The organism is Tahibacter sp. (assembly GCF_032229445.1).
Classification (GTDB): Bacteria; Pseudomonadota; Gammaproteobacteria; order Xanthomonadales; family Rhodanobacteraceae; genus Tahibacter.
Genome location: NZ_JAVTWC010000049.1, coordinates 1 through 12,905, shown reverse-complemented (window position 1 = coordinate 12,905; position 12,905 = coordinate 1). Strand labels below are relative to the sequence as shown.

At 65.3% G+C, this 12,905-nt stretch carries 11 protein-coding genes; 5 read left to right on the top strand and 6 right to left on the bottom strand.

Features of this window, described 5'->3' with window-relative positions; genetic code table 11:
- Nucleotides 1-200 precede the first annotated feature (200 nt).
- Nucleotides 201-2,237 carry a PAS domain-containing protein gene (locus tag RUU78_RS09465; protein WP_313915953.1) on the bottom strand — a complete coding sequence of 679 codons (2,037 nt, stop codon included), beginning with the start codon at nt 2,235-2,237 and terminating at the stop codon, nt 201-203.
- Nucleotides 2,238-2,642: 405 nt separating this feature from the next.
- Between RUU78_RS09465 and RUU78_RS09460 the strand changes: the two genes are divergently transcribed.
- Nucleotides 2,643-2,852, top strand: a complete 210-nt coding sequence (locus RUU78_RS09460) for a hypothetical protein (RefSeq protein WP_313915951.1) — start codon at nt 2,643-2,645, stop codon at nt 2,850-2,852.
- Complete coding sequence (locus tag RUU78_RS09455; protein WP_313915949.1) at nt 2,849-3,604, top strand: DUF72 domain-containing protein; 756 nt, start codon at nt 2,849-2,851, stop codon at nt 3,602-3,604. The genes RUU78_RS09460 and RUU78_RS09455 overlap by 4 nt, the downstream gene beginning before the upstream one ends.
- 243 nt (nt 3,605-3,847) lie before the next feature.
- Here RUU78_RS09455 and RUU78_RS09450 read toward each other — a convergent pair whose 3' ends face one another.
- Complete coding sequence (locus RUU78_RS09450; protein ID WP_313915947.1) at nt 3,848-4,915, bottom strand: DMT family transporter; 1,068 nt, start codon at nt 4,913-4,915, stop codon at nt 3,848-3,850.
- 118 nt (nt 4,916-5,033) lie between these two features.
- Between RUU78_RS09450 and RUU78_RS09445 the strand changes: the two genes are divergently transcribed.
- Genes RUU78_RS09445 through RUU78_RS09435 form a run of 3 tightly spaced genes read left to right on the top strand, consistent with a single transcriptional unit; the run spans nt 5,034 to nt 7,942 of the window.
- Nucleotides 5,034-5,954, top strand: coding sequence for a periplasmic heavy metal sensor (locus tag RUU78_RS09445; protein WP_313915946.1), 921 nt, complete (start codon nt 5,034-5,036; stop codon nt 5,952-5,954).
- Nucleotides 5,955-6,000: 46 nt separating this feature from the next.
- Nucleotides 6,001-6,687 (top strand): response regulator transcription factor, encoded by a 687-nt coding sequence (locus tag RUU78_RS09440; protein ID WP_313915943.1) that lies wholly within the window; start codon nt 6,001-6,003, stop codon nt 6,685-6,687.
- Between the two features lies 1 nt (nt 6,688).
- Nucleotides 6,689-7,942: a HAMP domain-containing sensor histidine kinase gene (locus RUU78_RS09435; protein ID WP_313915941.1), complete on the top strand. Its 1,254-nt coding sequence runs from the start codon at nt 6,689-6,691 to the stop codon at nt 7,940-7,942.
- Between the two features lie 46 nt (nt 7,943-7,988).
- Here RUU78_RS09435 and RUU78_RS09430 read toward each other — a convergent pair whose 3' ends face one another.
- The 4 genes from RUU78_RS09430 to RUU78_RS09415 form a co-directional block, all read right to left on the bottom strand.
- Complete coding sequence (locus tag RUU78_RS09430; protein WP_313915938.1) at nt 7,989-8,252, bottom strand: hypothetical protein; 264 nt, start codon at nt 8,250-8,252, stop codon at nt 7,989-7,991.
- Nucleotides 8,253-8,318: 66 nt separating this feature from the next.
- On the bottom strand, nt 8,319-8,942 hold the full coding sequence (locus RUU78_RS09425; protein ID WP_313915936.1) for a hypothetical protein: 624 nt from the start codon (nt 8,940-8,942) through the stop codon (nt 8,319-8,321).
- 10 nt (nt 8,943-8,952) lie between these two features.
- A complete protein-coding gene (locus RUU78_RS09420; RefSeq protein ID WP_313915955.1) occupies nt 8,953-9,597 on the bottom strand; it encodes a HupE/UreJ family protein in 645 nt (214 codons plus the stop codon).
- A 112-nt stretch (nt 9,598-9,709) separates the two neighbouring features.
- Entirely contained in the window at nt 9,710-12,880 is a 3,171-nt protein-coding gene (locus RUU78_RS09415) for a CusA/CzcA family heavy metal efflux RND transporter (RefSeq protein WP_313915934.1), read from the bottom strand.
- Nucleotides 12,881-12,905 lie beyond the last annotated feature (25 nt).

Here is a 12,905-nt window from a genome sequence, read left to right as displayed (position 1 = left end):
GGCCGGGTGAAGAGTGATCGCTCAGAACCACTGGTTCTGATCACTCTGAACGCCCGACGGGCAGGACCGGCCAAAGGCCTGCGCAGCAGGCATTTGGGGGGGCTGTGGAGGTCGGGTGCTGAGTACAGGAGCAGTAGTACCAGGACTTGCTCGGCGCTTCCCTTGAGTCTGCTTGGGCAGACGCGTGCCGGCCAGTCGCATCAACCGGATAATGGGCTGTCTTCGTTCAGAATGTCGCGGACCTTGCTCGCGAACGTGCCGACGTCGAAAGGCTTCGTCAGCACGTTCATGCCCGGCTCCATCGCGCCGCCTCCCAGGGTCACGCCATCGGCAAATCCGGTCACGAACAGCACCTTCAGGTGCGGTCGCAGTGCACGGCCCGCATCGGCGACCTGGCGACCGTTCAACCCGCCCGGCAACCCGACATCGGTGATCAGCAGGTCGATGCGTGCGGTCGATTGCAGCACTGCGAGTCCGGACGCGCCGTCACCAGCGGTCAGGACTTCATAGCCCGCTTCGCCGAGGACCTCGTTGAGCACGATGCGCACGACATCCTCGTCGTCGATCAGCAGGATCGTTTCGCCCTGCCCCCTCTCCAGCGCGTTCTCCGGTGCGTCCGCGACGTCCTCGATATCGCCGAAGTCGCGCGGCAGGTAGATGCACATCGTCGTGCCCTGCCCCGGTTCGGTCGACACCGTGATGTGCCCGCCCGACTGACGCGCAAACCCGTAGACCATGGACAGGCCCAGGCCGGTGCCCTGACCCAGCGGCTTGGTCGTGTAGAACGGATCGAAAATGCGTGTCGCCACGTCGGGCGCCATGCCTGCGCCGGTATCGATCACGCAGATGGAAACATAGTCACCCGGAATGAGTTCGTGTTCCGCCGCCTTGGGTTCGGAAAGGCTCGAGTTGGCGATCACGATCTTTAGCTGCCCGCCGAGCGGGAGCATGGCGTCGCGCGCGTTGATGCACAGATTCAACAGCGCATTCTCGAGCTGGGATGCGTCGACACAGGTCGCCCAGAGCTCGGCGTCGGCGGCGACCTCCACGCTGACGCTCGGACCTACCGAACGTCGCACCAGATCCTCCATACCGTCCACGAGGCGCTTGACATCGATGGGCCGCGGATCGAGCGTCTGTCGCCGCGAAAACGCCAGCAGACGCTGCGTCAGCGACGCAGCGCGACGCACCGAGTTCTGGCCCATCTCGAGGTAGCGTTCCAGGCCGTCGTGCTGCCCTTGCGCGAGTTTCGCCTCGATGACCTGAAAGCTGCCGCTGATTCCCGCCAACAGATTGTTGAAATCGTGCGCCAGGCCACCGGTGAGCTGGCCGATGGCTTCCATTTTCTGCGCCTGGCGCAAGGCGTCTTCCGCACGTGCCAGTGCCTCGGCCTGCTCGCGTTCTTCGGTGATGTCACGACCGCTGCAGTACACCAGGCCGTCCTCGGGAACGCCGACCCAGGAAATCCACCGGTAGTGCCCGGCCTTGTGCCGATAACGGTTCGGAAAGCGGATCGCCGGCTGTCCTTGCTGCGTCAGTTCGAACTCCGCCCGCGTCCGCTCCACGTCGTCCGGATGCAGCAGTTCGAAGATGGACTGGCTGGCCACTTCATCCTCGGTCCACCCCAGCACCGTGAACCAGGCCGGATTCGAGGTTTCGAAATAGCCCTGGCTGTTGAGTGCGCCGAGAAGATCCGGGCTGACCTGCCAGGTCCTGCCGCGAGCCTGGGTTCTCTCGATGACTTTCTGCTCGAGTTCGGCGTTGAGTTCGCGCAGCTGTTTCTCGACCGCCTTGCGCCCGCTGATGTCGAAACTCACGCCGGAAAATCTCAGCGGGCCGCCGGTGGCGTCGAGCGTGCAGCGCCCCTCGGCGAGCAGCCACGAGACATGGCCGTCCGCATCGACGAGCCGATACTCCTCGCTGAAGAGATCCCCGGTCCGCAGTGCGCTTTCGATGCGCACGCGCAGGCGCGCGATGTCGTCGGGATGTACGCGGCTCAGGATGTCGCTGATGGGCACCCCATCCCGCGCGCGCACAGGATCGACGCCGTACAGACGTGCGCAGCGTTCGTCTGCGATGACCCGGTCGAGCGGTACGTGCCAGTCCCAGGTGCCGATGCCGCGGCCCGCCGACAACGCCAGCTGCAGCCGCGCTTCGCTTTGCGCGAGCCGGTCGGCGAAATCCTCGGCGTCCTCCTCGAAGCGCGGCGACGATCTGTGTGCGGGCGAATGGTGCATGTCGTCGGCTCGGGGGTACGTGGTCGGGTAATTCTGAAGCAACGGCGGCGACGTGCGTAGCGTGCATGGCCTCGATGCATCACGCCGACGTCCGTGCGCCCTGCGAACACTCCACGAGCCGCCACTCAAGGTACTGACCGGCATCGACAATCTCAGCGCTGCCGCTCCCCGCGCGCGGGGATGGCCGCTGCGCGTGGGCAAGCGACGTCAGCAGGAAAGAAACCACGCGACCTGCGGGTTTCGCTGGCGTACCCCGTCGCCGGAGGCCCGGGACGCGTCGGCCCGGAAAGCGCCGACGGCGAGCAAGCGGCGGCGCGCCCACCGAAGACCACTGCGTCTTCATGCGCGACTGGCCACGATGTCACTGCCACTTGCCGTCAATGCGCATTGAACAAGGACGTTGCGATGGCCGAACTACCATGGCCGCTCGAAATCGGGTTCATCCGCCACGGCGAAAGCGCCGGCAACCCCGCACGCGATGCGGCAGAACAGACCCGCTTGCCGCGGATCGATAACCGGTCGCGCAACGCCGATGCGCCCCTGTCCGGGCTCGGAGAGCAGCGATCCAAAGCGCCCGGCAGCGGGTTCCCGCGCCTGCCGCCCGACGTCTCATGATCGCGACGCCGCTCTACATCGGATGTGCCGGCTGGTCGCTCGCCCGCGCCGACAGACCCCGCTTTGCCGATCAGGGCAGCCATCTCGAACGCTACGCCTCAGTGTTCTCTGCGGTCGAAATCAACTCGTCGTTCTATCGACCGCACCAGCGCGCAACCTACCAGCGCTGGTCCGACAGCGTGCCGGAAAATTTCCGCTTCGCCGCGAAGCTGCCGCGAACGATCACCCATGACCGTCGCCTGATCGGCGCCCTGCCCCTGCTCGACACCTTTCTCGGCGAGGTCGGCGCGCTCGGCGAAAAACTCGGCGCGCTACTCGTACAACTGCCGCCGAGTCTGGCGTTCGATGCACGCAGCGCGGTCGCCTTCTTTCGCGCCTTCCGCAGACGTTACGACAGAGGACTGTGCGTAGAGCCCCGCCACGCCTCCTGGTTCGAGGCACCGGCCGAGTCGGCAATGCGCCGCTACCGCGTCGCGCGCGTCGCCGCCGATCCTGCGCTGAATGCCGCCGCAGCCCTGCCCGGCGGCGATCCGTCGCTGCGCTACACGCGCCTGCACGGATCGCCGCGCATGTACTACTCCGCTTACGATCAGGCGTACCTGCGCGCGACTGCGCAGCGTCTTCAAGCCGAGCGCGTTGGAGGCGCGGCGACTTGGTGCATCTTCGACAACACCGCGGCAGGACATGCGGTGCCAAACGCGCTGGAGCTGCTTGGGATGCTGTCGAGATACGTACAAACCGCCCCTCAGTAATTTAGCGGACGAATTTGCCGGCATTCCACCAACGCTGCCGATCGAGGGTTTGATGCGTCACGGCGTGGATGCATTGCGATGGTCGGTTGAGTCTGCCCTGCAGGCAACTACCGATGCAGTCAACCCGGTTTTCGCCGTGGGCCGGTTCGCGTCGATGCAACGGCTGCTCAGGCGTCGGAAATGAAGGGCAAGTGCCGCAGCGTCGACGTCGCCGCTTCCTCAGAGAACATCAGAGTGCCTCGATCAATGCCGATGCCGGTGGTGCAAATCGGGATAATGTGGATGGGCGTGCACCATCGGTTCGTGCCGATGCGGATGGCTGTGCGGCTCGCTCCCGTCCCAGGCAAAAGCGTGCGCGTGCTGATGATGTGCGTCGTGACGGTGGCGGTGATCGTGTTCCAGCGCTTCGTGCTCGTGCTCGTGTGCATGATGTTCGGTCACGTGTAGCCAGACGCCGAACGCCATCAGCGCGCCGGCGATCCAGAACATCGTCGTCGGCGATTCACCGAGAAGCCATAACGACAGCGATGCACCAACAAACGGTGCCGTCGAGAAATACGCGCCGGTCCGCGCCGTGCCGAGGTGACGCAGCGCTAGCACGAACATCACCAGGCTGACGCCATAGCCGACGAAGCCTACCGTGGAGGCTCCCAGGAGCGCACCCCAGTTTGGCAAGGATGCACCCAGCGACAACGCGAGACTCGTGTTGATCGTTCCGGCGACAGCGCCTTTGATCGCCGCCACATGCACCGGATCGCCACCCGATACAGCGCGGGTCAGGTTGTTGTCGATGGCCCAGCACAGACACGCGCCGGCAATGCCCAGCGCGCCCCAGGACACGCCGCCGCCCGCGGCCGTATCCCACGACAGCAGCGCGCCCCCGAGCACGATGACGACCATGCCGAGGAAGATGCGGCGATCGACGTTTTCGCGAAACACGATCCAGGCGAGCGCGGCGGTCAGCACGCTTTCGAGGTTGAGCAGCAACGACGCGTCCGCCGCGGTTGCGTATTGCAGGCCAAACATCAGCAGTGCGGGGCCTAGCACGCCGCCGAAGAGCACGGCACCGGCGAGCCAGGGGATGTCCCGGGCGACCAGCGGCGCGTCACCATTGTTGCCGCCGCGCCAGCGGCGCGCCAGCGCCCACAGCGAAAGCCCGACCCCGGAGCCGGCGTACAGCAACCCCGCCAGCAGCAGCGGCGACACCTGGCCGACGAGTGCCTTCGCAAACGGGGTGCTCGCACCGAACAGGCCGGCCGCCAGCAGCGCGTAGCCGACACCGGTATGAAGACGTGGCCACTTCGCGCTCATGCGGCGATGCTCCGGAAGCTGTGCAGCAGTATGAACGACAGAGAAATCTGAACGGGACTCGGCGGGTGCGTATGATCGGCCGTTCCAGCGGCTGACCTTTGCCGGGCCTGCCGAACCGATGGAATCCGTGATTCTGCTGGTGTTGATCCTGATCAACGATTTGTTCGCGATATCGGAAATCGCGATCGTTTCCTCCCGCAAAGCCCGCCCGCAGCAGCGCATCGATGCCGGCAGCAGCGGCGCCGCCGGTCGGCGGTCGGCGGTCGGCGGTCGGCGGTCGGCGGTCGGCGATCATTTTGAGTACAAAAGCCTGCGGTTCGAGGTGATGGATATGGATCGCAACCGGGGTCGATCGCGTGCTGGTACAGCGGGCCGACACGTCCCCCTCCGGCGCAGCGTGATTTGCAGCGGACTTCATACAACTTTACACAAGCAACATGCGGACCTTACCGGCGCGGCGAAAACTGCCGACCGTGGGATCGCCCACGCCTCACGGAAAGCACTGATCATGAACTCTGCATCTGGCAACACTGTCACATCGTCGCCGCTGGTCCGTCGCTGGTTGCGTCCGCTCGCTTTTGTCGCGCTCGCTGGCGTCCTCGGCGTGGCCGCGGCGGCCGGAACAGCGTCGCACGTTGCCGGCGGCTGGCACCATGGCAAGGGGGCTGCGGAATTCGCCACGCCGGAACGCATGGCTGCTCACGTCGACCGCATGCTGCAGCACGTATACATCGAGATCGACGCAACCGACGCCCAGAAGGCCAAGCTCGACCCGATCTTCAAGCAGGCCGCTGCCGAATTGCTGCCGCTGCGCGAGCAGTTCCATGACGGGCACGAACAGATGCTCGCGTTGCTCAGTGCGGACGAGATCGATCGCGGGGCCATCGAACTGATACGCGCGCGCCACGTCGGAATGGCGGATCAGGCTTCGCGCACGCTTACCCGGTTCGTCGCCGACACGGCGCAGGTACTGACGCCCGCGCAGCGCAAGGTGCTGCTCGACCGGATCGCCCAGCATCACCGCGGCGTGCAAGGATAGGCGACGGCTCGCTAAGGCTTTGCCGAGGCCCTAAAGTTCGACACCTATGGCCGAACGCATCCTGCTGGTCGAAGACGACGCCCGCCTGGCCGAGATGATTGCGGAATATCTCGGCGACGCCGGCTACCGCGTGACGATGGCGTCGCTCGGCACCGTCGCGCTGCAGCACCTGGAAACGGTCGGGCACGACGCGGTCGTGCTCGATCTGATGCTGCCCGACATGGACGGCCTCGACATCTGCCAGCAGCTACGCAGGCACTCCGACATCCCATTGCTGATGCTGACGGCGCGCGGTGACGCGACCGATCGCATCGTCGGGCTCGAGCTGGGTGCCGACGACTACCTGCCCAAGCCGTTCGAGCCGCGCGAATTGCTGGCGCGGTTGCGCGCCATCCTGCGGCGACGCCACGGTGGCGCGCTCGAGCCGCCGCTGCATTTCGGTCGCCTGGAGATCGATCGCGCGGCGCGCAGCGTCCGCGTCGATGGCGAGCAGTGCATCATCACGTCGTATCAGTTCGCGTTGCTCACCGCGCTGGCCGAACGCGCGGGCCGCGTGCTTTCGCGCGAGGCACTGATGGATATGGTCAAAGGTGAGCAGCTGGAAGCGTTCGACCGTTCGATCGACGTGCACGTCTCGCGCATCCGTGCCGCAATCGAGGACGACCCGAAGCGGCCGCAGCGCATCATCACCGTGCGTGGCGCCGGCTATGTGTTCTCGCGGTCGCAGGACTGACATGTCACGCTTGTATCTGCGGTTCTACCTCGCGCTGCTCGGCAGCCTCCTCGTATTTGTCATCGCTGCCGCGATGGTGTGGCATCGCCACGGCGGTCCGGTAGACCGGGCCAACGACGTGCTCGCCCAGCTCGTGCAGAACACGTTGCCGCCAGCGGACGCGACGCCGTCTCAGCAGCACGCCGCGTTGCGGCAGATCGCGCGTGACCTCGGCGCCGACGTGAGCCTGCTCGCGCCGGACCGCTCGCCGCTCGCCGCCGTCGGCGAGCCGCGGCGAGCAACGGGTGATCACGTCCCCGCAAGCGAGTGGCTGCAGCCGTGGAAACCCAACGCGCGATGGTCGATCCACTTGCCGGACGGACGCTGGCTAGTGATTGGGCTGCCGATCGGCTTTCGCCATCCGGCGTATGCGCTGCTGCTGACGCTGAGTGTGCTGGCGATTGCGGTCGCCGTAGGTGCCTATCCCATCGTACGCCGTCTGGCGCAGCGGCTCGAACGCCTGCAGCGCGGCGTGGAATCGCTTGGTGCCGGAAATCTCGCTGCACGCGTTGCCGTCGAAGGCAGCGACGAAATCGCCCGGCTCGCGCAAAGCTTCAATCACGCGGCCCTGCGCATCGAATCGTTGGTCGGCGCACACAAGGATCTGCTCGCGAACGCGTCGCACGAATTGCGCACGCCACTGGCACGTATCCGCATGGCGGTGGAACTGCTCAAGGGCGGCGCCGACGCGAAGCAAAAGGCCGGCCTGGAGCGCGACATCGTCGAGCTGGATCACCTCATCGGGGAGATACTGCTGGCGAGCCGGCTCGACGCGCTACACGACCGGGACGTCAACGAAGACGTGGATCTGCTGGCGCTGACCGCGGAAGAATGCGCACGCTATACCGACGTGCAGCTCGACGGCACGCCATGCAGCGTGCGCGGCGATCCGAACCTCCTGCGCCGGATGCTGCGCAATCTGCTCGACAATGCGGCGCGGCACGGAAGACCACCCGTGCATGTGGAAGTGATCGCGAGTAAGGAGATTCGTGTCGTCGTGTCCGATGCAGGTCCTGGTATTCCGACGGCGCAGTGCGAACGGATCTTCGAGCCGTTCTTCCGCCGCAGCGAATCACGCAACGAGGCTGGCGCGGGCCTCGGGCTGGCGCTGGTGCGGCAGATCGCTCACCGCCACGGTGGGCAAGCACGCTATGAAACCGGGTCGAGCAGCGGCAGCCGCTTCATTGTCGTTCTGCCACCGGCGCCGGCCGCCTGAGCCGGACCGCCGAGTCCGCATGCTGCGGACTCGGCGGTGCCAACGCTCAGTGGTCGTGTTCGGCCGTAGCGGCGGCGTCGGCCGCCTTCTTCGCATCCTTCCTGGCCGCTTCGCACTTGTCATGGGCGGCCTTGACCGCGGGATCCTTCAGATCGATCGCGGCCGGATCCTTGCCGGCGAAGTCTGCGCATTCAGCCGGCGCGGCCGGTGCGCGGCGCGAATGCGCGGCCGGGTCGTGCGCGAGAGCCGGCAAGACAACAACCGAGAGCACGGCAGCGAGAAGCAAACGGGTTTTCATGGTGTTCTCCAAGGGAATGTCGCCGTCCGACAAAAACGCACCGCTCGCCGGCGAACGCGCGGTGTGCGGTAGGAAATTTCAGGGGCGGTAGAGCTCACGGTAGAAGCCGCTCACGGTGACCGTTACTGTCACGGGCTCGGTACCGTGGTTGTGCCAATACCAGCCGTGCGAGCCATCGAACGGTGCGGTGAAGGTGCCTGCGCCGGATGCCGCGTCGCCTTTCCAGTAACTGGTGAACACGTCCTTCGCGGCGTTGGTCTCTTCGCCATGCATATCGAATTCGACAGGGCCGGCGCCGGTCGCCCAGGTGAATGTGAACTGTTCACCTTTGTGCATTTTTGCTTTGATCTCGGCCCCCTTGTCGGGCCCGAGCGTGACCTGCATCTCGCCGCTGCGAAACGTGGTGTCGCTCTGCGTGACGAATTCATTGCGCACCGCCGTAGAGACCGGCGTTGGCATCGACGGCGCAGCCGTTGCGGGAGCGGCCGGCGGTGCTTTGGTCAGCACGGGATCCGGCGTTGTGGCACCGGTGCTCATCCCGAGCAGTCCGAGTTTGCGGCCGATACCGGTAGGGTCGATGCCGTGTTCGGCCGGCAAGACGGCGATGACGAGAATCAGGCCCGCGGCGGCCGCCGCGATCGCTGTGGCTTTGATGAGCTGCGCACGGCTGGGCAGCGGGTGAAGCACGGTGGATGTGGTCATGATGGGAGTCTCAGGAAGCGAAATAGCCGGTGAGCTGGTGGCCGATCAGCACGAAGCCGGCGGTCATCAGCAAGGCATTGGCGGCGAAGGCCTGACGGCGGAATGCATCACTGCGGCGCCAGACGCTGATCGCGATCAGGATGCCGCCGAGGGCGATCAGCTGACCGAGCTCGACCCCGACGTTGAACGCCACGATGTTGGCGACCAGGCCGTCCGGGGACAGCGTGAATTCCTGCAGCTTGGTCGCAAGCCCGAAACCGTGGAAGAACCCGAAGATCAGTACGGCCGCCTTGGTGTTGGGCTGCACACCGAAGAAGCGTTGGAACGCGCCGAGGTTGTCGAGCGCTTTATAGACCACCGAAAAACCAATGATGGCGTCGACCAGATACGGGTTGACGTGCGTGCCGCTCAATACGCCGTACAACAGCGTGACGCTATGCCCGACCGCAAACAGGGTCACGTAGAGGCCAACGTCGCGCATCCGGTACAGGAAGAAGATCACGCCGAACAGAAACAGCAGATGGTCGTAGCCCGTGACCATGTGCTTGGCCCCGAGGTAGATGAACGGCACGAGCTGCGTGCCCGTGCTGTTCTCGATGAAGGCCTTGTCGTCGCCGGCGACGCCGTGCGCGAACGCGCTGGCGGAAACCAGCATCAACACCGTGATCCAGAGTGGCCACCATCGCCGCGGCGACGGTGTGCCGTCGCGGTGGTGTGGAGAGAATTCGAACATTCGTAAACTCCTGTACAAAACCAGTCGATAAAGATCAGGCCGTGTGGCCATTGGTGTCGTTGTCGCGGTGCAAGAGCCGGTACAGCGCCGGCAGCACCAGCAGCGTAAGCAAAGTCGACGAGACTATGCCGCCGATCACGACGGTGGCCAGCGGCCGCTGCACCTCGGCACCAGCACCGACGTTCAGCGCCATCGGTACGAAACCCAGCGAGGCGACCAAGGCCGTCATCAGCACCGGCCGCAACCGAATGAGCGCGCCGTCGCGAATGGCATCCTCGAGCCGGTCACCCGCGGCACGCAGCGTGCGGATAAAGCTGATCAGCACGACGCCGTTGAGCACCGCGACACCGGACAGCGCGATGAATCCCACACCGGCCGAAATGGAGAACGGGATGTCGCGCAGCCACAGCGCCAACACGCCACCGGTCAATGCCAGCGGTACGCCGCTGAAGACGATCGCCGCATCCCGCCCCGACCCGAACGCCATGAACAGCAGGCCGAAGATCAACACCAGCACCACGGGCACTACAATCTGCAGGCGCTGGCTGGCGGAGATCAGCTGCTCGAACGTGCCGCCGTATTCGACCCAGTAGCCTTCCGGCAAGGCGAGGCGTTCGCCGGCCTGCATGCGCAGCTGCTCGACGAACGACCCCAGGTCGCGGCCACGAACGTTCGCGGTGACGACGACGCGCCGCTTGCCGTTCTCGCGGCTGATCTGGTTGGGACCCAGTGCGACATCGATCGTCGCCACTTCGCCCAACGGAACGTAGCCCACGCGTGGCCCTGTCGCCTCCGCCTGTGTCTCATCGCGACCGCCTTCGGCCGGCAACGGAATCGGCAACGCGACTAGTCGTTCAACGTCGGTGCGCACGTTCTCCGGCAGGCGCACGACGATGTCGAAACGCCGGTCGCCCTCGAACAGCTGCCCTGCGGTTTCGCCACCAAGCGCGATGGCGATGGTCCGCTGCAGATCCGCCTGGGCCAGGCCGTAGCGTGCCAGCGCGGGTCGGTTCGGCGTAATCGACAGTACCGGCAGGCCGGTGATCTGCTCGAGCTTCACATCGGCAGCACCGGGCACGGTCTTGGCCACGCCTTCAACGACTTTGCCAAAGGCCAGCAACTGATCGAGGTCATCGCCATAGACCTTGATCGCCACGTCGCTGCGCACGCCAGCGATCAGCTCGTTCATGCGCATCTGGATCGGCTGGGTGAACTCGTAGTTGTTGCCCGGAATCGCCCTGACGGCGACTTCGAGTTCACTGACCAACTGCGCTTTCGTTTTGCGTGGATCCGGCCAGTCCGCACGATCCTTCATCAGGATGAACGTGTCGGCCACCGACGGCGGCATCGGATCGGTGGCGACTTCGGCGGTACCGATTTTCGCGATCACCTTGTCCACTTCGGGAAACTGCTTGATCCGCGCCTCCAGCGCCGTCTGCATGCCGATCGCCTGCGACAGGCTAGTGCCCGGGATGCGCAGCGCGTGTAGCGCGATATCGCCCTCGTCGAGGTTGGGAATGAATTCCGAACCCAGGCGCGAAGCCAGCAGCCCGCTCGCCACGACCAGCACGGCCGCGGCCGCAACGACGCCGAGCCGCCATGCGATCACGCGATCGAGCAGCGGCGCGTAGACGCGTTTGATGCCGAGCACGATGCGGTTCTCGTGTTCGGCGACGCGTCCGGTGACGAACAACGCGACGGCCGCGGGCACGACGGTCAGCGACAGCGCCATCGCGGCGACCAGCGCGATCACCACCGTATACGCCATCGGGTGAAACATCTTCCCTTCGACGCCGGTGAGCGCAAAGATCGGCAGGTACACGGCGGTGATGATGAAGATACCGAACAGGCTCGGCGTGATCACTTCCGTCGTCGCGGAGGCCGCGAGCTCGAACCGCTCGTCACGGGACAGCAGACGGCCGAGACGATGCTGCGCTTCGCCAAAGCGGCGCAGGCAGTTCTCGACAATGATCACGGCGCCGTCGACGATCAGACCGAAGTCGAGCGCACCCAGACTCATGAGGTTGCCTGACACCCGGTTGTGCACCATGCCAGTGATCGTCATCAGCATCGCCAGCGGAATCACCGCCGCAGTGATCAATGCGGCACGCACGTTGCCGAGCAACAGGAACAGCACGACGACGACGAGCAGCGCGCCTTCGAGCAGGTTCTTCTGCACCGTGGCGATCGTGCGATCCACGAGAGTCGTGCGATCGTAGATCGCGGTGGCCGTGACACCCTCGGGCAAGCCGCGGTTGACCTGTTCGAGCTTGTCCGCTGCCCGTCGCGAGACGGCACGGCTGTTCTCACCGACCAGCATGAACACCGTACCGAGCACGACCTCGCGGCCGTTTTCGGTCGCCGCGCCGGTACGCAGTTCGTGCCCCTCGCTGACCTCGGCCACGTCGCCAACGCGGATCGGCAGGCCATCACGCCGCGTCACGACGATCTCGCGCAAGCCGTCGAGATCAGCCACCTGACCCGGCACGCGGATCAGATACTGCTCGCCGGAGCGCTCGATGTAGCCGGCGCCGACATTCGCGTTGTCGCGGGCGACGGCATCGAGCACGTCGCGCAGGCTCAGATTGTAGGCCGCAAGCTTCACCGGATCCGGTGTCACGTGGATCTGCCGGACGAAACCGCCGATGGAATTGACCTCGGTGACACCGTCGAGGTGCCGCATCTGCGGCCGCACGACCCAGTCCTGCAGGGTGCGCATATCGGTCGCGCTCCAAGGCTCACCATCCGGTCGCTTCGTGCCAGGCTTGGCTTCGACGGTGTACATGAAGATCTCGCCGAGTCCCGTCGCGATCGGTCCCATCTGAGGCTCGATACCGGGTGGCAGCTGACTTTTGACCTGCTGCAGGCGCTCGGCCACGAGCTGGCGTGCGAAGTAGATGTCGGTACCGTCCTTGAATGCGACAGTGACTTGCGACAACCCATAGCGCGAAACCGAGCGCGTGTAGTCCAGGCGCGGCAGACCGAACAGCGCGGTTTCGACGGGATAGGTCAGCCGCTGCTCGGTTTCCAGCGGCGAATAGCCGGGGCCTTCGGTATTGATCTGTACTTGTACATTCGTGATGTCGGGAGTCGCGTCGATCGGCAGTCGGGTGTAGTTCCACACGCCGAGGGCCGCGAGGCCCAGGGCCAGCAGCATGACCAGCCAGCGATGCCGGATGGACGCGCGGATCAGAGATTCGAGCATGGTCGCGTCCTCAGTGGTCGTGGCT

Bases quoted from the DNA above. Each gene is read 5' to 3' on its own strand.
- RUU78_RS09465 (WP_313915953.1), bottom strand. From the start codon at position 2,237: ATGCACCATTCGCCCGCACACAGATCGTCGCCGCGCTTCGAGGAGGAC.
- RUU78_RS09460 (WP_313915951.1), top strand. From the start codon at position 2,643: ATGGCCGAACTACCATGGCCGCTCGAAATCGGGTTCATCCGCCACGGC.
- RUU78_RS09455 (WP_313915949.1), top strand. From the start codon at position 2,849: ATGATCGCGACGCCGCTCTACATCGGATGTGCCGGCTGGTCGCTCGCC.
- RUU78_RS09450 (WP_313915947.1), bottom strand. From the start codon at position 4,915: ATGAGCGCGAAGTGGCCACGTCTTCATACCGGTGTCGGCTACGCGCTG.
- RUU78_RS09445 (WP_313915946.1), top strand. From the start codon at position 5,034: ATGGAATCCGTGATTCTGCTGGTGTTGATCCTGATCAACGATTTGTTC.
- RUU78_RS09440 (WP_313915943.1), top strand. From the start codon at position 6,001: ATGGCCGAACGCATCCTGCTGGTCGAAGACGACGCCCGCCTGGCCGAG.
- RUU78_RS09435 (WP_313915941.1), top strand. From the start codon at position 6,689: ATGTCACGCTTGTATCTGCGGTTCTACCTCGCGCTGCTCGGCAGCCTC.
- RUU78_RS09425 (WP_313915936.1), bottom strand. From the start codon at position 8,942: ATGACCACATCCACCGTGCTTCACCCGCTGCCCAGCCGTGCGCAGCTC.
- RUU78_RS09420 (WP_313915955.1), bottom strand. From the start codon at position 9,597: ATGCTGGTTTCCGCCAGCGCGTTCGCGCACGGCGTCGCCGGCGACGAC.
- RUU78_RS09415 (WP_313915934.1), bottom strand. From the start codon at position 12,880: ATGCTCGAATCTCTGATCCGCGCGTCCATCCGGCATCGCTGGCTGGTC.